Here is a 20,579-nt window from a genome sequence, read left to right as displayed (position 1 = left end):
GGGGGCTTGGGTCTTGATGGTTTGTGCTTGGGGTTTTGACGAAATCGGCATAGTGATGGAGCCTGTGGTGTAATCACGGATCGCTGATGCAATCTAATAAATTGCCACGATTCTCGATAGACCGTATCTTTAATGGCGTCATTCCAGCATGTTTTTGGCTGGAATCCACCGGGCTGGCGCTCCAGTGGCGTTCGTTGCGTACTGTTAGGTATATTAATTTTAGATTCGTCGTGTTTTGAGCATTTGTTTTGCGGAATACGCTTACACGTAATTTACGATTGCCGGTCGGGGGTAGCCCGACAGCTACTCACTTTTCTTGTCTCGCCAAGAAAAGTAAGCCAAAGAAGGCGACCCAGGCGTCGCTGCCCCCTAAAGGGGGCCCCTTTGCTGCAAGTCAAAAAATGGGAAGATCCGAAACTCGCTTCGCTCAAACAGCGGCTCTTCTTTTTCCATTTTCTGCCTTGCAGCAAAGGCATCGACACATGGGAACTGCAAAAAGTCAAAAGCAAAATCAAAGACAACCCCAAGGTCAAAAACGGTTGATTTACCTTTCTGGACCTTAATGCGATTGCCTTTGATATTTTTAAATCACTACCTTAAAACTTATGCTCAAACGACAATTTCAGCACACGTCCACGCAAAGGCAATGGGCTGCCTGGGCGCATCTGCATGACGGTTTCGCGGTTGAAGGCGTTGAACAGGTTCATGGTCAGTAGCGTGTTTTTCCAGCCTTTGTAATTGAGCGAGAAATCAACCGTGGTGTCGGCAGCGATCTTGCACTGATCGACGGCGACGCCACGGTCCAGGCAGCCTTGTTCAGTGTTGGCACTGTCGAGGTCACCCCAGCTCAATGTTGTACCGCTGGTGTAGTAGATGCGGGTGCCTGCGTTCCAGTCGCCGTTGGCCCAGCCAAGTTTGGCGATGGCGCGGATTTTTGGTACGCCACGACGGCCTACATAGTTTTCGCTATAGTCATTGGTGAATGAACTCCAGCTACGGTAATCAGTCTGGTAATTCATTTCCAGACCGGTACTGAGCTTGCCTGCGCTACCCAGGTTCCATTTGCTGTTGACATCAACATCGACACCGGCAACTTTGGTCTTGGTCAGATTCGCATATTGCGCACCGATGGTGGCGATAGGACCGATGGCGAAGCCCAGTGGTTTACCTGCCAACTCGGATGCACGCTGGGCCAGGTCAATATCCTGGGTTGTCATCACGCCACGTTCAACCAGGCCGGCTTTTTTGTCTTCATTCGCCAGAGTCTCATCCACACCGAGTACAGAGATTTCATCACGGCGTTTGATGTTGTAATAGTCGATGGTGATGCTGGTGTCTTTGGTCGCCTGCAAGACCAGACCGAGTGTGAAGCTGTTGGATTTTTCTGGTTTCAAATCCTTGTTCGGCAAGACACGTGCCGGGAAGCTGACCGAGCAACCGAGGTTATAAGCAACACTGGCATTGGCCTGATCAATGGAATTGCCTTTTTTCAGGGCATCAGACATTTGCGTCGCCATGGCGCAGCGTTTGGGATCGAGGTAACCATTGTTGAACCAGGATGCGCCGCCGTTGCCTGTCTCTGGCAAGCTCGGTGCACGGAAGCCTTCCGCTGCGGTACCGCGCAACATCAGAAAATCCGTGGCTTTGTACGACAGACCAAGTTTTGGAACTACCGCTGCTTCTGTCGTGCCGGATTTGTCAGCGCGCAGGGCGAAACTGCCTTCCAGCTGTTTGGTGAACGGTGCATTCAATTCAGCAAATGCGGCGCCGACATTGCGTGAGCCTTGTATGGAGACACCGCTGAACTGCACGATTTGCGCATTCAATACATTATCACTGCTGGCTTGCTCAAAAGTTTCATGACGCAGATCAAAGCCGGTGGCCAGTTGCAGGGGGCCGCCACCCAGAGCCATCAATTCACGTGAAGCCTTGAAGTCCAAAAAGGTTTGGGTAGAGGTGCCGTGCGAACCCATTTCCGGAAACATCTTGTCGAGTACTGCCTGCGAGTTTGTTGCGCCAAATTTATATTCGCCCTTGACGATGGCATCGTAGTAAGCATAGCGGTCGCGGTACAGGTGCTGCTTTTGGGTTGCGGTAGAACTCATGCGGCCTATCGCTCCATCCCATTCCCAGCCCAGATGCGTGCCTTCCAGGCCAACGAGTACACGATATTGTTTTGCCTCACCGACGTTCTTGAACATCTCGGGATTATCGGCAAAGCGATAATTCAAACCTACCGGGAAAGAATAAGGATTGAAAGGGTGACCAACCGGTAATTGCGGGTCGGTAAAATACTGCATCTGCCCCTTGATGGAGTCATACCAGGTCAGCGGAACGCCCGTGATATTCGAGCGCGGGACTGAGGTATAGTAAGTACTCTTGGTGTTCGAGAAATTGACTTCGGCAAAACCGGTCAGGTTGTCGCCCAATTTTTTCCTGCCCATGCTGAAGAAGGCAATGCGGTCGGCTGCGGGATTGGCATCGCTGTCTTTCCAGTAGTCATAGCGGCACAGGCCGCCGATCAGCAATTCGGGTGCGCAACCGGGGGCAGCAGTCGTGAAAGATTTGCCCGCGAGGCTTGCGTCTGCATAATTGGCTGGGTAACGCCCGGTATAGTTGCCGGGATAAGAGCCGGTCGACAGCGCGGCGCGGTCCGGATTCATTTTCAGGTACCAGTCCGGCAGTTGTGGAAAGATGTCACGGTCTTTGTAAGCGCCACGGTGATAAGCTTCCAGATGACCAAAGACATTGTAGCCATCTTTCTCCATGTCGCCAGCACCTACCGTGATGGAGGCTGTCTGGGATTTGTTCAGCATGCTGTTGCGCAGTGATTGCTGGGCGCTGGCATTCAGGGTCACGCCCTTGAAGTCTTTGCGCGTAATGATGTTGATGACGCCCGCCACCGCATCAGAACCATAAATCGCTGAGGCACCGTCCTTGAGGATTTCTATGCGTTCTATCGCATTCGCCGGTATCGCATCGATATTCACGAAGGTGGCTTGCAAGCCGTCAGCAAAACCATAGCTGGGCAGGCGGCGGCCATTCAGCAAGGTCAGCGTTGCAGACAAACCGAGATTGCGCAGCGATACACCCGATGCACCACTGGCCCAGGAGTTGGCACCACCAAGGTCGCTGATGGCACTGCGGTCATTATTGCTAAGATTGTCGAGAATGTCCTTGACCGTATTGGCACCGCTGTCCATGATTTCCTGACGGGTCAGGACTTGCACTGGCGATGCAGTTTCGCTGTCCAGACGTTTGATATTCGAACCGGTTACAACCACTTTTTGTACCGGTGCAGCATCTTGTGCATAGCTGCTTTGTAGTCCGATCAATGCCAGGGAAATGGCCAGTGCGGATTTTTTCATATTGGGTAAAGTTTTCAACATATGCTCCATAGTTTTGAGGTTGCCCTCTGTCTCACTATTCAATCCCTCGAATGAACAGCCATTTCCAATTCACTTTGCATCTGCATGTGTATGGATATCTTCCGGGTCTGGTTCTCGCCTTTTTGTGACAGGGCAAGGCCAGCCTTCTCTTTATTTGCTACCAGCTCACGTCCGGTGTTCACACTGCTTAGCCTCTGACAGCAGTGAGGTTTGCCAAGGATATGAGCTGGCCATTTGCCACCAGAATCAGGACGGGGAAAAAGAAATCCATATTCCGGCGGGACTCAAATGTACCAATATAAATATATTTAAGGTATATTTATAAAATATTTGCGGCGTATTTACAACGCGCTGATATCAAGATGCAATCTTGTTTTGCAGTAGAGAAATGAAAAAAGGAGACGGAGTTGAAATTCAGAAATAATGGGATGCTGGCCTTGCCTTTGCTGGCTCTGGGCCTGGTCGCTTGCAGCAGCAACCCACAACAGGCACGTGATTCGCGTGATCTTGCGCGTGACCAGGAAATACAAAAAGTACTGACGCATGTGCATCAGTGCAGCCCTACGCTGAACCTGCGTTCACAGGCATTGACGCCGGAAGATGAACGCAAGTCTTGCGAGATGCTGGGCGCGCTTGAACAACAGTTTCATGGCATTTTCGGTACCGCAGGCAAGCCGGTAAAGGATGATCATAACGGTAGCCTCAGAGCCAATATCTACCAGTCCAAGGAAGACTTCATAAAATACGCGACCCAGCATTTTGATATGCCGACCAATAACGGTGGCATGTATCTGGAAGGCTATCCTGATAGACCAGGCAACCAGGCCGAGTTTGTCGCCAACCAGAAAAAAGATGGCAGCATACTCAATCTCGGCCATGAATATGTGCATTACCTCGACGGTCGTTTCAATCTCTATGGTGACTTTTGCGCGAATCTGCATGACTCGCATGCGCCACCAGAAAACTGCGCCAAGCCTGCGCCACTGACACCTTATCTGGTGTGGTGGACTGAAGGCATTGCTGAGTATGTTTCCAGGGGCAAGGATAATCCGGCTGCGATCAAAGCTGCGGGAGAAAAGACTTATGCACTGAGCCAGTTATTCGATACTGGCTATGAAAACAATAATGGCACAGGGAGGATTTATAGCTGGGGTTATCTGGCAGTGCGCTTCATGATGGAAAAGCACAGGCCAGAGATAGAGCAGATGCTGGTGTTCACACGCAGTGGTGACTACCCGCGCTATCAATCTCTGGTCAGATCATGGGGTACAGGCATGGATAAAGAGTTTGCCGCCTGGCTGGATAGCCTTGGCTAAAGCGTAGTTGGGATGAAGCCGGGCACTCGCGCCCGGCTTCATTTTTCAAGCAGCTAGATCTCAGTAGCCAGCAGATTTCGATTTTCTTGGAACAGGCACAAAATCAAACTGCCATTTGACCGGCGTTGCCTGATCATTGACTTTGACAGTCTGGCTCAGTGGCGGCTTGATGCTGCCAAGATTTGGATGCCAGGCCTTGATTTCGTAATTACCATCTGGCAGTTTATCCAGCGTGGCAGCACCGTTCTGATCCGTCTTGACGAAGTAGGGCGTATCCAGTACTAGCACATAGGCACGCATCCAGTTATGCAAGAGGCAATAGACGATGACGATGCCGGGTTTGTCGAAGATCACGGGTGGTGGCATCACGCCACGTTCATAAGTCTTGATCTCGAATTCCTTGGTTGCCGAAAAAGACTTCACATGATGTTCCATCTTGTCATAGTTGGGGAATTTGACTTGTGAGCCTGTGCGTATCGCCGTCACATACGGTGAAAACTGCATATCGTTTTGCGATATGGTGGCCTCGGCTTTTTCTGAGACTGGCAAGGGCGCGCCTATTGGTGTCGCATACACGACGACATCGCTCATGGCATTGCCATTTTTGTCGACTGCCTGGAAATTCAGTTTTGCCGCCTGTGCCAGCATGGGTGAACTTGCCACCAGCATCAGTGTCACCGTCAGCGCCAGGGTGAGCAAGGTACGATACTTTTGCAAAAATAATAGCTTCATCTTTTTTATCGCCTTTAGATTGCTTACTTGGTCACGATGGGGCGTTGCATGGGGGCCAGCTTGGCGATCAGCTTGTTTTGCGCTGAAGATGGGACATCATGTTTTTCCATGGCGATCTGCAAGTCTTCTGCCAGTGCATTGAAATGGGCATTCGTGACTTGCATATCCTTGTGTGCTTCTGCCATGCTGCGGCCGCTGTATTTGCAAGGGCCACCACTGAGTTCACAGAATTGTTCGGTCAGCAGGCTGGCCAGTCTTTCTGTATCTGTTTCCTTGAAAGCCTTGTTGATGCGTACATCATCGAGCACGATGGCGACGAAGGAATTGACGAAGGTACTGATGCCGGTTTTGCCACCCAGACTTTGATACAGGGCGTCATTGCCGGTTTGCGCATGCGCAGGCAGGCTGGCAAACAAACTGACAAACAGAGTGGAAGCGGCTATGGTTTTGCACAGGCGGGAGAGAATATTCATGATAGGTCTTTTTTATAGATAGTCAGTGGGCGCTCAAAATCCTGCTTGCAGGGACAAGTACCAGCCACGCTGATTTTTTGGATTGAAGATGGTGATGTCACCCAGCGTTGCATAAGCCGCCGTGACAGACACATTCTTGGTTGGGAACCAGGCAACAAACACGTCGTAATAATCTTTTTCATTATCGACGCCCAGATTACGCGGCTTCATGCGGTATTCAGCACCAACTGCCAGCTTGCGGTTGATCAGATAAGCAACTGAGGTTTCCAGCATGGGTTTATAGCTGTCTTTTTTGTCGCCACCAAAACCCAGTATGCCCATCTGGTTGGCCTTGGTCATGCGCACCGTACCGTTCAGCAGCAGACTTTGTTCGAGCAGGATCTTGGTCGCAGAAACATAGTAATCAACGCCGCTGTCATCCTTGGCGCCGAGTTGTTTCACGTTGGTGATGCCGAGTGCACCGAGACCGCCTATGCCTTTGTTGCGCTTGTACATGGCACCAACGGCGATTTGTGGCATCCAGCTGTCCTGGTCATACACCGCATCACCGGCAACTTTGACTTTGACGCCAAAAATATCCTGTTTGATATTCAGCGCATTCAAAGGGGCCAGCGAACCTGTGAATTCCTGGCTAGCGAGGGACAGCTCTACACGGTCGGCAATGCCGACCGCGACGCCATAGGTTTTCAGACTGTAGTCCTGAGTGTTGACTTGTGTGTAATGGGCATTGGCACCATAACTGTCACGTGTACCATAACCTGTAATTAATGCCCATGGGGTCAGGCCACCGCCGCCTGCACCTTCAAGTTGGCTGACGCCGCCGGTGGCTGTCAGTTTGCCCATATCAGGTTTCAGCATGTCCTGGGCCAGACTGGCCTGCATGCAGAAGGCGCTACTGCCTGACAAGGCCAGGGCGACGAATTTTCTCTTCATTTGCATTATATTTCCTCTTGATCAAGCGGCAATTTCACACGGGAACCGTGTATCTGCTATTTGTACGGAGACTACTGAAAATCAGATTCAGATTTAATGCAAAAAAAAAAATAAAATATCAGGGTTGCGTCTTGGGGAAAACGATATCGCGTTTCATTGGTGCCAGCAAGGCCATCAGGCGGTTTTGTGTGGCGGATGGAATGGCCAGTTTGTCCATGGCGATCTGTACATCTTCTGCCAGGGCATAGAATTGTGCAGCATTGATACCCAGACCCTGATGCACGGTTTTCATGTCATCACCGCTGTATTTGCAGGGGCCTGCACTGATGACGCAGAACTGCTCTTTCAGTAATTGCGCCAGCCTGGGGATATTGGTTTCCTTGAAGCTGGCCTTGATGCGTTCATCCTGCAGAACGATGCTGACTGCTTCATCCACGATCTGGCTGATACCGCTTTCACTACCCAGCGCCTGATACAGGGTTGGTGGTGTAGTCTGGGCCTGTACCGCAGAAATGTTTGTCATTACTGCAAACAGCAAACAGGCAAGTGCGGAAATGGGTGGAGTGGGTGGAATGGGTGATATGAATTTCATGCGCTTATTCTCAATTGCCGATTTGCAGTGACAAGTACCAGCCACGCTGGTTCTTTGGATTGAAGATGGTAATGTCACCCAGATTTGCATAGGCCAGTGTCAGTGAAACTGATCTGCTGGGGAACCACGCGACGAAGGCATCGTAATAAGCCTTTTCATTATCGACCGCCAGATTTTGCGGTTTGCTGCGGTATTCGACGCCAGCGACTAGCTTGCGGTTGAGCAGGTAAGCTACCGACACTTCTGGCAATAACTGGTAATGGTTGCGCTTGTCGCCGCCAAATCCCAGCAAGCCCATCTGGTTGGCTTTGCTAAGACGTAAAGTGCCATTCAGTAGCAGGCTATGATCGAGTATCAGCTTGGTGGCCGACAGATAATAATCAATGCCGCTGTCATCGACAGCACCCAGTTGCTTGACGTTGGTGATACCCAGTGCCTCCAGCCCTTTGACAGCATGATTGCGTTTGTACATGGCACCGATGGCGACCTGGGGTTGCCAGGTGTCCTGATCCGTGACCAGATCACCAGCAACTTTGAGTTTGATGCCGACGACATCCTGTTGCAATTCGAGTTTGTCGAGAGGTGCCAGGCTGCCTGTAAATTTTTGTGTCGCCAGTGACATTTCCAGTTTATCGGCAATACCGATAGCGACGCCAGCAGCTTGCAGGCGATAGTCCTGGGTGCTGACTTGGGTGATATGGGCATTGACGCCATAGCTGTCTTCACTGCCATAACCGCTAATCGTCGCCCATGGTGTCAGACCACCACCGCCTGCGCCTTCCAGTTGTATCACGCCCCCGGTAGCCAGCAGTTTGCCTTTGTCAGGCGTAGGCAGGGCTTGTGCAATTACATCGCTGGCGCATGCGATGCAGCTGGTCAGCAGAGCAGCAATGAGGAGAGGTTTCAGGTAAGGCATGAATGCAATTTTTCCAGGCTTGTAAAAGTAATCGGACTCGCGTCTGGCGTCCGGTTTCTTTATACAAGTTAGTCAGATGTTGCACAAGACCAATTAACGCTTTGCAACAAGTGTGTCAGATTTGTGAATTATTGCTTCTGCGCTCGCGGTTTTAAGTCTGGCTTGTGCCTTTGCCTGCCCCTGTCTGGCGGCTTCCTGCAAATCAGCCTGCTCCTGCGCACCTTGCAGCATGGCCAACTGACTGAACAGATTCAGCGCCAGATGATAGTCACGCCTGTCCAGCGCAACATCGGCGAGGACACTGATGGTCAATGCATAATTGCGTGAGCCAGTCAGCCGTGATAACTGTTCCAGTGCTTCATGCAGCATCTGGTCTGCCGCCTCGAGTGAACCCATCTTGCGCAAAGTGTCGCCTATTTGCATCAGGCAATTGCCTATGCTGGGTGCCCAGCCTGTGGGTTTGGCCAGTTGCAGTGCTTTTTGCAGCCATTCCAGCGCAGTTTCAAAATCACTCGCCTTGCTATAGCTATAACCTATATTCGCTGCGGTCAGGATGGCGCGGCGTATCTGACCAGAATCGAGACAGGCCTGATAAGCCTTGCTCAGGTAGGCAACCGATTCGTCGAGCTGCCCATTCAGGCCAGTATACAAACCAAGAAAATCATCCATCAGGGCGGCCAGGCCGGGGTGGATTTCTTTTGGGCTATTCCTCGAGGCAAAATAGCGGTCGAAGTAAGATTTGGCTAATTTATCATCACGCAAGACAGCAACCCTGGCCAGTGCAGCGGCAGTACATTGCTTGCGCAAGACATCATCACCCTTGCTGGCTTCATCTATGGAGATGGCCATTTCGATGTCACATTCGACATGCTTGCCCTGGTCAGAGAAGATAAAGCCCAGTATGCGGTGGGCATCGCTGAGGGCGGCCGGGTCGAGATGCACGTCAGGATGGCGCAATATGGCCTGGATGATGGCTGCCGCGCTGTCGAGATCAGCATGCAGCCATTTTTCTTCTGCCCTGATCAATTGCAGGCGCAGATAAACCAGGGCTTTGTCGGTATCCATCCTGCTTGAGGTATTTAGCAGTTTGCTGACTTGCTCGCACAGGTTCAGGGCGCGGCTACTGTCGCGCTGACGCAAGTGCCAGGCAAGTGTCAGCAATTCGTCGAGTTGTTCTTGCACCACCGTTCCGGTCAAGCGTTGCTCTAACTGCGTAACTTCGCTATCGGTGGCGTATAAGTCCATGGTATGTTGGTTGCTCAAAAGAAATTTTTCATCAGAGTAACCGATTCGTTTTATAAAAGAAATGGAAGAAATTTAAGCTGGCCTTTGTATTTTGCTTTGATTTGGCCAGTCCAATTACCACAATACGCAAGATTTAATCTCTGTGTTGCCACATAAGTTGGTTTTAACAATTTTTAACGGTATATACTAAAGCCCCCTGATTTTTTCTTAATGTATTTTGCCGCCTTGTATGGCCTGAAATAGCAGGGGTAGAGCAGCGCAGGATACCGGACAGGAATTTCCGATCGCTTTTTTTGAGCCTGATTGAGCCCAAGTATGAGTCGTTCTTCTTTGCGTCGAGAATTGGTGATACCCATCATCGTCCTGGTGATAGGGGTGTCTGCCGCCATAGGCTGGGTCTCCATGAAGGCCGGGACAGATGCCGTCTATACCCTGACGCAGCGCATACTTGGCGATATGGTCAACCGTATCAACCTCGCGACCGAAAAACACCTTGATGGCGCCCTGATTGCGCTGGAGTCAGTCGCACCCAGCCCCAGCAATTTGCCCAAAGAGCAGAATTTTTCTGCGGACATGAAAGCCTTGGAAGAAAAATTCTGGGCGGCCAGTGGCTTGTTCATGGATGTTAACAACTACGTGTATTTCGGCGGTAGCGACGGGCGCTTTGTCGGTGTTTACCGAATTTCCAGGGAAATGGTGCAATTGTTCTGGCGTGAACCAGATGGTGACAAACGCACGGTCTTCCGCGTCAGTCATGTCGGTGACCGCTCGAACATCTTGCGCAGTGACGATTTTGATCCGCGTTTGCGCCCCTGGTACAAGATTGCACAGACCTCGGAAAGACCAGTCTGGTCAAAAATCTATAATAATTTCTCTTTCCACTATCCGACTATCACGCTGGCAAAATCGGTCTTTAACAAGAACCATGAGTTTGCCGGTGTCATGGCAACCGATCTGACGCTCAAGGAATTATCGAATTTCCTGCGCAAACTCGAGATCAGCAAGAACAGCGTCGCCTATATCGTTGATGCAGATGGCTATATCGTCGCCACCTCTGGACAGGAACTGCCTGAGCGCACGGTGAATGGCGTGCCTGAACGCATGCGTGCCATCGACATGAAAACACCGCTGATCAGCGAGACTTTTCAAAGAGTAGGCGGCATGAAATTGCAGTCTACCCAGACGCAATCCATGGAGCTCAGCAACGGCACCATTGACGTGGCGATTTCTCCACTGGGTAACAAGCAGGGTTTGAACTGGCTGACCGTAGTTGCCGTGCCGCGCGCTGACTTCATGAGCAGTATTAACCAGGGCTTCATGCAGAGTATGGTGATTGCCCTGGCCTGTGTGATCTTTGCTCTCACCATAGGCTTGACCATCGTCGAGCGCGTGATACGAGATATACGAAAACTGACCTCTGCTGCTGAAAAATTTGGTAACGGTGAACCCATGCCCAGCATGCAAATTCGCCGCACGGATGAGATAGGCACACTGGCGCAGACTTTCATGGAGATGGAAAACAAGCTGCGCTATGACAAGCTGACGCAGGTGGCGAACCGTGAATCCCTGTTCACACAGATCAATTACCTGCAAAAGCAGGCCCTGGAAAATCCTGGTGCCAGTGAAGGTTTTACCCTGTTATTCATAGACTTGGACCGCTTCAAATACATCAATGACAACCATGGTCATGATGCTGGTGACAAGGCCCTGGTTGTGATTGCTGCGCGTTTGCGTTCTGCCATACGTGAGACGGATGAAGTCGCGCGCTATGGCGGAGATGAATTCGTGCTGCTGCTGAAAGATACCAAGAGCTCTATTGATATCAACAATACCGTGGAAAAAATCTGCAATATAGTCGAGCAGCCGATTGCGCTGGAAGACATCGTTGTCAGTGTTGGTGTGTCGGTAGGCTGGGCCAGCTTCCCTGAGGATGGTAGTGATTATGTGCGCCTCATCAAGATCGCCGACAGCCGTATGTATAACCGCAAGCGTGACCGCAAATCAGGCCAGTTCGTGCATCTGGCCTGATTGTTCTTTGATTCTTTTGAGTTCCGACTCAGGCCTGGGTAGTTTGCTGGTTTTTCTCCTGCCATTTGGCCAGCCAGGCAGGCATGTCGGTTGAAGGCATGGGTTTGCTGATGTAATAACCCTGGGCTTGGTCGCAACCCATCTCTTTCAGCAAATGCATGACTTCTATATTTTCCACTCCCTCGGCAACGACCCGCAGACCCATATTGTGTCCGAGGTCTATGGTGGATTTGACGATCTTGGTGTCGTCGATATCTTTTTCCATCTTGAGTACAAAAGATTTGTCTATCTTCAGTTCATGAACCGGCAGGCGTTTCAGGTAGGCCAGTGATGAATAGCCGGTGCCAAAATCATCGATAGACAACTCAAAGCCCATGGCATGCAATTTGTCCAGGGTCTGGAAGGCCCGTACCGGGTCATCCATGATGGCACTCTCAGTGATTTCCAGACAAAATGAAGCCGCTTTTACTTCATGGTCTTGCAATATCTGGGCAAACTTGCCCGGCAAATCCTGGTCCAGCAAATCACGGGTGGAAATGTTCACCGAGATTTTCAGGTGCATGCCTTGCTGATCCCACATGTGACAAACCCGCGCTGCCTCGTTCATGACCCAGTGCGTCAACTGACGTATGAAGCCAGACTGTTCGGCAAAAGGAATGAACTGATCGGGAAAAATAAAACCACGCTCAGGGTGTATCCAGCGCACCAGTGCTTCAACCGCAATCACCTGACCATGATCGAGCTCGACCTTGGGTTGAACATATAGACGAAACGCTTGCTGTTCCAGCGCTGCCCGCAATTCACTGAGCAGTGACAGGCTTTGCTGGCTGGATTTGTCGATATCGGGTGAATAAATGATAGCACCACTATGCCTCAGTTTTGCTGCATACATGGCAACTTCAACCCGGCTCAGCAAACTCTGAGCATCCCCCGCATGTTCAGGAAAACCGGCGATGCCGATGCCAGCCCCCAGATCGACAGTCTGGTCTTCTATGGAGATGGGTTTTTCCAGTGAGCGCAAGATGCGGTTTGCCAGTTCCAGCGCATCTTCCTTCGCGCTATTTGGCAGCAATATGGCAAATTCATCACCGCCGAGGCGGGCTGGTTTGGTACCGCCAGCGCCGAGTTCTGCAGATAGGCGTATGGCAACCTGGTTCAGCAGGACATCACCAAAGCGGTGTCCCATGACGTCATTCACATGCTTGAAGCGGTCGAGGTCCATCATTAGCACGTAGCAGGATTTTTCATGAGAGCGTGCGCTGGCAATCGCCTCTTCCAGCATGTCGGTAAACAGTGCCCGGTTCGGCAGATTGGTCAGGGTGTCCCAGTAAGCCAGACGGCTGATTTCTTTTTCACGCTGGGCAATACCATCACGCATGGTCATGAAGGTACGTGCCAGGTCGCCAATCTCATCTTTTTGTTTGACGTTGATGGTGGCCGTGTAATCACCGGCACCCAGGCTGCGTGCAGTTTCTGCCAGTTGCCTTACCGGCCCGGTAATGCGGCGCGCAGTGATGGCACTGATGATGCTGGCGACGACGGCAGCAAGTACCGTCAGTAGCAAGAGATTGCGCTGCAATTCCTTGTAAGGAGCAACTGCCTGGCTGATAGACAGTTGCAATACGGCGATGGTGTTGAACTGTTCATTCTGTGCCAGTTTGAGTATGCGGGCACTATACTGGTCTTCATCGATTTGCAGGGCGGGCAGGTAGTTGACCAGTTTGTCTGAGCTCGGTAATTGCTGGGCCAGCTTGTTGGCGTTGTCATCACTGAGACTGGAAACATTGGCGAGCCAGCTCCCCTGTTTTTCAGAGGTCAGCAAACTGATTTGCATGCGTGACAATTCATGCATGTCGGTCACCAGAGCCTTGCCTATGGGGATCGCCATGACGACCCAACTGATAGTGACTGGTGCTTCGATGGGCACGACCACCATTTGATAAGGTTTGCCATCGACTATCGCGGTGCTGGCTGCGCTACCGGTTTTTTCTGCGGTTTGTATCAGTGCAGAAACCGATTGTTGCAGGCTGCTGCTCAGTTCAGTGTTTGCACTGTTATTGCGGCTGGCTTTACTGGTATTCGAATAGGCAGTAATTTTTTTGTCCAGCCCGACCAGCATGGTCAGGTCTGAGCCTATGCGGTTGCCGTGATTGGACAGGGTAGAGACGATAGTTTCAGTATCATGCGTACCTATGGCTTCACGGAAAGCGTAATCCTTGGCGAGGACGATGGCACCTTGTATGAGTTTTTGTGCATTCTGATCCAGCAGGCGCTGCAAGAATTTTTCATTGATTTTCAGATTCTCTTCAACGGAGGTACGGGCGTTCCTGTCTATGGCACTGCCGATGGCGAAATAGGCTGCCAGTTGTACCGTCAACAGCAAGCCTATGAAAAGAGTGACAACCCGGTTTTCCAAACTATGCAAACGCATGAACTTTCCTCTTGGTGTGCGTGGGAAAAGTATCTCCTGCTGACCCAGCCTTGTAATTAACCCGCCTTGTAATTCAATTTTACCGTCAGGCTGGGACCATTGCTGTCGATTTGTATATTTTGCTCTTGTACCGTTGCCGTCGATGGTTGTTTGGGATGCCAGGTTTTCAATACATATTTACCAGCGGGAATGGCTGGCAGGCGAGCATTGCCGTTAGCATCGGTCTTGGCAAAATAGGGTGTATCGACGATATGGATATAGGCAACCATCTGGTCGTGGATATTGCAGCCAACTACAACGGTACCTGCCTTGTCGAATACTACAGGTGCAGCAGGCTTGCCTGAATACAGCTTCAATTCAAAAGGCTTGGCCGGGGAAAATGAATAGGCGTGATGCCTGACCGTGTCGTTGTTGGGAAAGGAAACCGAAGTGCCGGTTTGTATCACCGTCACGAAGGGCATGAACTTCTTGTCTTTTTGCTGAATCTCCGCAGTGGCTGACTTGGTAATCTGCGGGCTGCCAACAAGTTCTGCATAGACCACCGCATCCGGCACAGCCTGTCCGCTGGCATCTGTGACCTGGATGCTTGAATTGGCATGTGCAGTTCCAGCCATGATCAGGCTGCTTGCGATACAGACCAGGGTGAGGATGCAGGAATTGGTATGCGAACGTTTCATGGCTACACCCTGGCAAAAAATGATTGAAATGAGTTTTGCTTATATTACTTTAGTTCGATTACTTTAGTTCGATACCTGCATGAATGCCTACACTATTTGCAAATAGGGCTTGACGCATATTTCGTGCAATTTTGTAAAAATATGTCTCTGGATGAATTGTTTGCAGAATATCAGGTAAAGCCAGCCCTGAATTGTTATACTATTGTATAAGGGCAATTTGCGCACAGTGCTTGCGTGTGGTGAATTGTAGCTGGCGAGTTCGTACTGGTAATTTATGCAAGGATCGGCTGGAATCGGCAGGAAGATGCAGGAATACGGGGCATGGAATCAATCATTAAACACCTGGTAGAAATTACCGGGCATCGCGATCATGACTTACTGAATATTTCAGTAATTACTGCGCTGCGTCAATTGACCAACGCGGAGTCGGCGCGGGTGCTGGATGTGGTTTCTGTTGGTCAGCAAGTCTTCATCAAACCCCATATCAGCATAGAAAACGACAATGTCGCGATTGCTGACGAAACCCAGGCATCCCCTGCTTCTCATGATTCCATCGAACTTTATCCTCAATTGAAAGAGGGTATTGCGCAGAAGCAGCAAATCATAGAGCAAGTCATAGAAGGCGGCAAAATCATTTGGCTGCCGATCTGGATCAATGACAAATTGCATACTTGTCTCGAAATTTACAAGCCCGCCAATTACACCACGACGGCGATGGAAGTCGTCAACGGCATGCTGATTGTCTATCGCAATTTCCAGAACCTGCTTGATTACAGCGAGCGCGACTCACTGACAGGTTTGCTGAACCGCAAGACTTTCGACGATAATTTTTCCAAGGTTTTGCGCAGCAGTGCCTTGCAGCAGCAAGCCAGCACAGAAGCCGAGCGTGCAGAAGAAGAACGCCGCAGCCATGAGCCTGAGCGCCAGCACTGGCTGGCTGTGCTTGATATTGATCACTTCAAGCGTGTGAATGACCAGTTCGGGCATTTGTATGGGGATGAAGTGCTGATCCTCATCGCCAATCTCTTGCGTAGTTCTTTCCGTCCCTCAGACCGCCTGTTCCGTTTTGGCGGCGAAGAATTCGTCATCTTGCTGCGTTCGACTTCGCAGGAAGATGCCAATACCATTTTCGAGCGTTTCCGCCAGAATGTGGAACAGCATTATTTCCCACAGGTTGGCACGGTCACCATCAGCATAGGCTATGCCCGCATAGATCCATTTGAACCTGCCGTCGCCATCGTGGGCCGGGCTGACCAGGCCCTGTATTTCGCCAAGTCTAATGGCCGTAACCGCACGTGTTTTTATGATGAGTTGGTGTCCAGCGGCGATTTGAAGACTGAAGTGTCTAACGATACCGCTGAATTCTTTTAAGACTGAGTTTGGTCTGCTCTTGTTTGACAGCTCAGTTGATGAATGAGTTGATGAATGAGTTGATAAATACGTTGATGAATGAGTTGAGTGATTAATTAATGAATTAATTAATAAAATGGCGCTGCAGTGTTGCAGCGCCATTATTTTTTGTGCGGGACAGTTGTCAGGTAACGATCAATTTATCAGCTGGCAGTCTGTTCTTTATGCTTGTGCGCGCTGGTCAGCACTATCACGCTGCCAAGAATGATACTCATCGCCAGCATCTCGCGCATGGACAAGTGCTCGCCACCAAACACCACACCAAGACCTACTGCGATGACAGGATTGACATAGGCATAACTCGCAGCCAGGCCAGCCGGTACCTTGGACAGCAAATACATATAGGCAGTAAATGCCAGCAGCGATCCAGCCACCACCAGATAAGCCCAGGCAGCCACTGCATTGACCGTGACTTCACCCGTCAGTTGCTCACCCTTACCCAGGCTGATGATGAACAGGAACAAGCCACCGACCAGCATTTCACTGGCAAAGCCCATGCCGCCAGCCGCCATCTTGAGTTTCTTTTGCGACAAAATCGAGCCCACATCCCAGCACAATATCGCACCCAGCAAAAATAGTATGCCCAAAGGTTGTGCCGAAAACTGGCCGTCAGACGCCAGCAACATGGCACCAGCAAAACCGCAGAATATGCCTGCCCATTCACGGCGCTTGGGCCAGTCACCAAACATGCCAGACAAGCCAGACAGTATCATCGGTGAGCAGGCAATAAACACGGCAGTCAAGCCGGAAGACACATATTGCTGCGCCACCGCTGTCAAACCAGTACCACCACCCAGCATCAAAATGCCGACGATGCCGCCATCGCGCCATTCACGCAAAGTCGGGTTGGGCGCACCGCGCGATTTTTGCCAGGCGTACAAGATAGCGCCGGCTACCAGGAAGCGCGTACCTATCATCATGAAAGGCGGAAAAGCCTTCAAAGCCACCTGTATGGCAAAGTAAGTGGAGCCCCAGACTATATAGACGGTAAGCAGGGCGAGTAAAACTTTACGTGGCAAATGGCGCATGGCAGGACTAGCTTAAATTAATTTCAGGTAATCAGTGTATGTTAGTCAGTTTGAATATTGAATGGATAATCAAAGGTAAATCAGGTACATTTCTTTTAATCTCAACGAAAAAGCAGGGTTTCTCCGTGAAAATAGAATTGGATATGATGGATGGCAAAATCCTCGAGATTTTGCAGGCTGATGCCAGGGTCACCATGGCCGAGATAGGCCGTCGCATACATCTGAGCCAGCCTGCCGTGACTGAAAGGGTCAAGCGCATGGAAGCGGCCAATGTCATCACTGGCTATCATGCCAGGGTTGATCCAGAAGCGCTGGGTTATGGCATCACCGCTTTTGTCCGTATCGCCAGCCGTGGAACCGATACGCCAGTTTTAAAAATTGCCGAACAAGTACCAGAAGTGGTTGAATGCCATGCCATAACAGGCGAAGATTGCGTGATTGTCAAAGTGGTCGCACCTTCGGTGCGTGAGCTGGAGCGTGTGATCACCAGCCTCGCCCGTTGTGGTGTCACTTCGACTTCCCTGATCTTGTCTTCATCGATAGAAAGACGGGCCATCAAGCCCGTGGAATAAAAAAATGGAATTGCGCCAGCTACGTTATTTTGTCGCCATCGTCGATCACGGCTCGCTGTCACGCGCAGCGCGCGTGCTGCATATCGTGCAACCGGCACTGACACAGCAATTGCAGCAACTAGAAGAAGAACTCGGTGCGACTTTGCTGCATCGTTCTGCACAAGGCATGCAGGCGACCGACGCCGGAAAAATATTCTATGAACATGCGCTGGCGATTTTGAAGCAAGTCAGCGATGCCAGATCAGCCGTCGCCCAATCAACCGACAAACCCAGTGGCACTGTTGCTTTGGGCATACCGCAAAGTGCCTCTGGCGCGCTGGCCTTTCCCTTGTTAAAAGCGGTACGTGCAGCTTATCCCGATATCGTTTTTCAGCTGACAGAAGAATTGACCGGCAACCTGACCGAGCAGTTACGCTCAGGCCGTTTGAACCTGGCGATACTGTTTGATGATGGCCAACTGGGCGGCTTTGCCAGCAAGCCGCTGGTTGAAGAAGAAATGATGTACATCACACGCACTGACTCACAGTTTGCCTGCAAGCGCAAATCGATCACGCTGGCGCAAGCCTTGCAGGCGACCCTGATTTTACCCAGCATACAACATGGCGTGCGGCCACGCATAGAACAGGTGGTCAGGGAGCACGGCAAGCACATAGAGAATGTCATCGACATCACCTCGATAGCGATTTTAAAATCTGCGTTGATGGCCGACATGGGAGCGACCATCTTGCCTGTATCACCGATGCTGGCAGAAATTGAACGTGGTGAAATGCGTGCCTGCCCCATCAGCGATGTACAACTGTCTCGTACCGTAACCCTGTGTGCCTCAAAAAATATCCCGCTGACGAATGCAGCCATGGCAGTAGAAAAACTGGTGCTGGAACTGACCCGTGATTTAAGCCTGAGTGGCAAGTGGCTGGGCACCAGCAATCTGGTGGCGCAATAATGGACGGACTGGCGTATTGGGACAAGATCAAAAAACCAGTCTTCGCCGGCTGGTTTCTGTTCTGGCTATTGATGGTGGCGGTAGCCGTGCAAGATCATCTGAAAGGTGGCGGCAAACATATCTGGGAACCCATCTTCTGGGAAAGCTCTTCTGCCCTCGTCGGCACGTTGCTGCTTTTGCTGCAAAGGCGCAAGTTGACCGACAGGCGTTTATTGCAGACACCAGCCAAATGGTTCTTGCAGCAAATCCTGCCCCTGCCTTTGTTCAGCACTGTATTTGTGGTGATGGTATATAGTCTGCGTCATTCGGTATACGCCTTGCTGGGACTCAGTTATCAGCATGATGGCTGGATCAAAGTGTATTTTTATGAGTGCAGCAAGATCTTCATGTTCTTTGGCATGTTTTATGTCGTGATTTTTGGCTTGCAAGCCTATGCTTCTTTGCTCGAAGAAAAAGAAAATGCAGAAAAATCCCAGGCGCTGTTACGCGATGCGCAATTGCACAGGCTGACGCAACAGATGCAACCGCATTTCCTGTTCAACGTACTCAACACCATTTCATCGCTGATGTACACCGATGTCAAACTGGCTGATACCGCTCTGAGTGAAATCGCTGCACTTTTGCGCGCCAGCATGGACCTGGGTCAGCACAGCGAAACCAGCCTCGCAGATGAGTTGAAGCTGCTGCAGGCCTACGCAAAACTGATGAGCCTGCGCTTTATCGACAGGGTAGAGATCAACTGGGACATTGCTGACGATGTGCTGACCAGTAAAGTACCGGTCATGAGCCTGCAAACCATATTGGAAAACAGTTTCAAGCATACTGTCGAAAAACGCAGCCAGCTTACTCACATCAAGATCAGCGCATACAAGGAGGCAGGACAAGTCATCTTGCGCATCGAGGATGACGCAGGCCATTTGCAGGAGAACGCGGAAGGCTCAGGCGTAGGCATCAGTAATTTGCGCCAGCGCCTGCAAGTTCTTTATCAGGATAAAGCCAGCCTGCAATTGACCGGTCTGAGACCATCAGGTGTCATGACAGAGCTGCGTCTGCTCATTGATGCCGGGAGAATAGCTCCATGAAAATCCTCATCGTTGATGATGAAGCCTATGCCAGGGATAAACTCAGGCGTCTGGTAGCCGAACATGTGGCAGATGCTGTCGTAGCAGAGGCCAGGGATGGCAAAGAATCGCTGGAATGCATACAAAAGCAGCAGCCCGACCTGGTTTTCCTCGACATACAAATGCCGGAGATGGACGGCATTACCGTCGCCAGTCAACTGGCAGCGCCTGTGCCACTGATCGTTTTTGTCACCGCCTATGACCAGTTCGCCCTGCAGGCTTTTGATGCGAATGCGATAGATTATTTGCTCAAGCCTTATGATGAGGCGAGATTCTTGCGTGCCCTGCAAAGAGTAAGCGAGCGCAGGAGCAGCGCGAAGAAAATCCAGGCAGAACAGCATTTGCTATTGAGCGAAAAAGGCCGTGTCACTGTCATCAGACTGGCCGACATCATACGACTGGAAGCTGCTGATAATTATGTGATGATCCATACCGCGCAACAACAGCACATGATGCGGCAAACCTTGTCGGGTTTGCAGGACAGGCTGGGGCAGGAGTTTGTGCGTTGCCACCGCAGCCATATCGTCAGGCTGAGCCAGATTACCCAGGTTTTGCCAGCGCAAAAGGGCGATGCTGAACTGCTGCTGCAAGATGGCCTGCGCCTGCCATGCAGCCGCCAGCACAGAGACGAGGTCGTGCAGGCGCTTGCCAACTGAGTTAGGGCTGGTTTCCATTTCACCCCTGCTCACATCCAGTCCGCCACATTTTTCTGGAGTGAATTTGACCATGCTTTTAGTATCGCGTCTGTGTTCATCAATGACCAGAAAAAGAGC

Annotated in this window: 17 protein-coding genes; 7 read left to right on the top strand and 10 right to left on the bottom strand. The window is 50.9% G+C overall.

The annotated features are described in order from the left end of the window. Window positions 1-596: 596 nt before the first annotated feature. Entirely contained in the window at window positions 597-3,386 is a 2,790-nt protein-coding gene (locus ACO0LL_RS02025) for a TonB-dependent receptor plug domain-containing protein (protein ID WP_422949218.1), read from the bottom strand. A 410-nt stretch (window positions 3,387-3,796) separates the two neighbouring features. Between ACO0LL_RS02025 and ACO0LL_RS02020 the strand changes: the two genes are divergently transcribed. Further along, entirely contained in the window at window positions 3,797-4,705 is a 909-nt protein-coding gene (locus ACO0LL_RS02020) for a collagenase (RefSeq protein ID WP_422949217.1), read from the top strand. A gap of 60 nt (window positions 4,706-4,765) precedes the next feature. Here ACO0LL_RS02020 and ACO0LL_RS02015 read toward each other — a convergent pair whose 3' ends face one another. The 6 genes from ACO0LL_RS02015 to ACO0LL_RS01990 form a co-directional block, all read right to left on the bottom strand. Then, window positions 4,766-5,437, bottom strand: a complete 672-nt coding sequence (locus ACO0LL_RS02015; RefSeq protein WP_422949216.1) for a methylamine utilization protein — start codon at window positions 5,435-5,437, stop codon at window positions 4,766-4,768. 23 nt (window positions 5,438-5,460) lie between these two features. Continuing rightward, window positions 5,461-5,910: a group I truncated hemoglobin gene (locus ACO0LL_RS02010; protein WP_422949215.1), complete on the bottom strand. Its 450-nt coding sequence runs from the start codon at window positions 5,908-5,910 to the stop codon at window positions 5,461-5,463. A 33-nt stretch (window positions 5,911-5,943) separates the two neighbouring features. Continuing rightward, entirely contained in the window at window positions 5,944-6,792 is an 849-nt protein-coding gene (locus ACO0LL_RS02005) for a DUF3034 family protein (RefSeq protein WP_422949328.1), read from the bottom strand. A gap of 169 nt (window positions 6,793-6,961) precedes the next feature. Next, window positions 6,962-7,366 (bottom strand): group I truncated hemoglobin, encoded by a 405-nt coding sequence (locus ACO0LL_RS02000; RefSeq protein WP_422949214.1) that lies wholly within the window; start codon window positions 7,364-7,366, stop codon window positions 6,962-6,964. A 79-nt stretch (window positions 7,367-7,445) separates the two neighbouring features. Continuing rightward, window positions 7,446-8,351 (bottom strand): DUF3034 family protein, encoded by a 906-nt coding sequence (locus tag ACO0LL_RS01995; RefSeq protein ID WP_422949213.1) that lies wholly within the window; start codon window positions 8,349-8,351, stop codon window positions 7,446-7,448. Window positions 8,352-8,444: 93 nt separating this feature from the next. Next, the gene (locus ACO0LL_RS01990; RefSeq protein ID WP_422949212.1) at window positions 8,445-9,614 is read right to left on the bottom strand and encodes a tetratricopeptide repeat protein; all 1,170 of its coding nucleotides are present in this window, start codon (window positions 9,612-9,614) and stop codon (window positions 8,445-8,447) included. Window positions 9,615-9,911: 297 nt separating this feature from the next. On the opposite strand from ACO0LL_RS01990, the gene ACO0LL_RS01985 reads away from it, so the two are divergent. Then, on the top strand, window positions 9,912-11,624 hold the full coding sequence (locus ACO0LL_RS01985) for a diguanylate cyclase domain-containing protein (RefSeq protein WP_422949211.1): 1,713 nt from the start codon (window positions 9,912-9,914) through the stop codon (window positions 11,622-11,624). A 28-nt stretch (window positions 11,625-11,652) separates the two neighbouring features. On the opposite strand, the gene ACO0LL_RS01980 is transcribed toward ACO0LL_RS01985, so the two are convergent. Together ACO0LL_RS01980 and ACO0LL_RS01975 are read right to left on the bottom strand one after the other, a co-directional pair. Beyond that, window positions 11,653-14,055, bottom strand: coding sequence for an EAL domain-containing protein (locus ACO0LL_RS01980; protein WP_422949210.1), 2,403 nt, complete (start codon window positions 14,053-14,055; stop codon window positions 11,653-11,655). A 56-nt stretch (window positions 14,056-14,111) separates the two neighbouring features. Then, window positions 14,112-14,732, bottom strand: coding sequence for a methylamine utilization protein (locus ACO0LL_RS01975; RefSeq protein ID WP_422949209.1), 621 nt, complete (start codon window positions 14,730-14,732; stop codon window positions 14,112-14,114). A 321-nt stretch (window positions 14,733-15,053) separates the two neighbouring features. Between ACO0LL_RS01975 and ACO0LL_RS01970 the strand changes: the two genes are divergently transcribed. Then, entirely contained in the window at window positions 15,054-16,103 is a 1,050-nt protein-coding gene (locus ACO0LL_RS01970; RefSeq protein ID WP_422949208.1) for a GGDEF domain-containing protein, read from the top strand. A 182-nt stretch (window positions 16,104-16,285) separates the two neighbouring features. On the opposite strand, the gene yedA is transcribed toward ACO0LL_RS01970, so the two are convergent. Beyond that, window positions 16,286-17,170, bottom strand: coding sequence for a drug/metabolite exporter YedA (gene yedA, locus ACO0LL_RS01965; RefSeq protein WP_422949207.1), 885 nt, complete (start codon window positions 17,168-17,170; stop codon window positions 16,286-16,288). 125 nt (window positions 17,171-17,295) lie between these two features. On the opposite strand from yedA, the gene ACO0LL_RS01960 reads away from it, so the two are divergent. From ACO0LL_RS01960 to ACO0LL_RS01945, 4 genes are read left to right on the top strand one after another with little or no spacing between them, the layout of a single operon-like run. Further along, window positions 17,296-17,742, top strand: coding sequence for an Lrp/AsnC family transcriptional regulator (locus ACO0LL_RS01960; protein ID WP_422949206.1), 447 nt, complete (start codon window positions 17,296-17,298; stop codon window positions 17,740-17,742). Between the two features lie 4 nt (window positions 17,743-17,746). Continuing rightward, window positions 17,747-18,685, top strand: a complete 939-nt coding sequence (locus ACO0LL_RS01955; protein WP_422949205.1) for a LysR substrate-binding domain-containing protein — start codon at window positions 17,747-17,749, stop codon at window positions 18,683-18,685. Next, window positions 18,685-19,767: a sensor histidine kinase gene (locus ACO0LL_RS01950; protein WP_422949204.1), complete on the top strand. Its 1,083-nt coding sequence runs from the start codon at window positions 18,685-18,687 to the stop codon at window positions 19,765-19,767. The genes ACO0LL_RS01955 and ACO0LL_RS01950 overlap by 1 nt, the downstream gene beginning before the upstream one ends. Then, window positions 19,764-20,462: a LytR/AlgR family response regulator transcription factor gene (locus tag ACO0LL_RS01945; protein ID WP_422949203.1), complete on the top strand. Its 699-nt coding sequence runs from the start codon at window positions 19,764-19,766 to the stop codon at window positions 20,460-20,462. The genes ACO0LL_RS01950 and ACO0LL_RS01945 overlap by 4 nt, the downstream gene beginning before the upstream one ends. The last annotated feature ends 117 nt before the right edge of the window (window positions 20,463-20,579 follow it).

It is taken from the genome of Undibacterium sp. TC4M20W, from assembly GCF_049340245.1.
Lineage (GTDB): Bacteria > Pseudomonadota > Gammaproteobacteria > Burkholderiales > Burkholderiaceae_D > Undibacterium.
The sequence above is the reverse complement of the archived record's forward strand: the minus strand, read 5'-3'. Positions and strand labels throughout refer to the sequence as shown.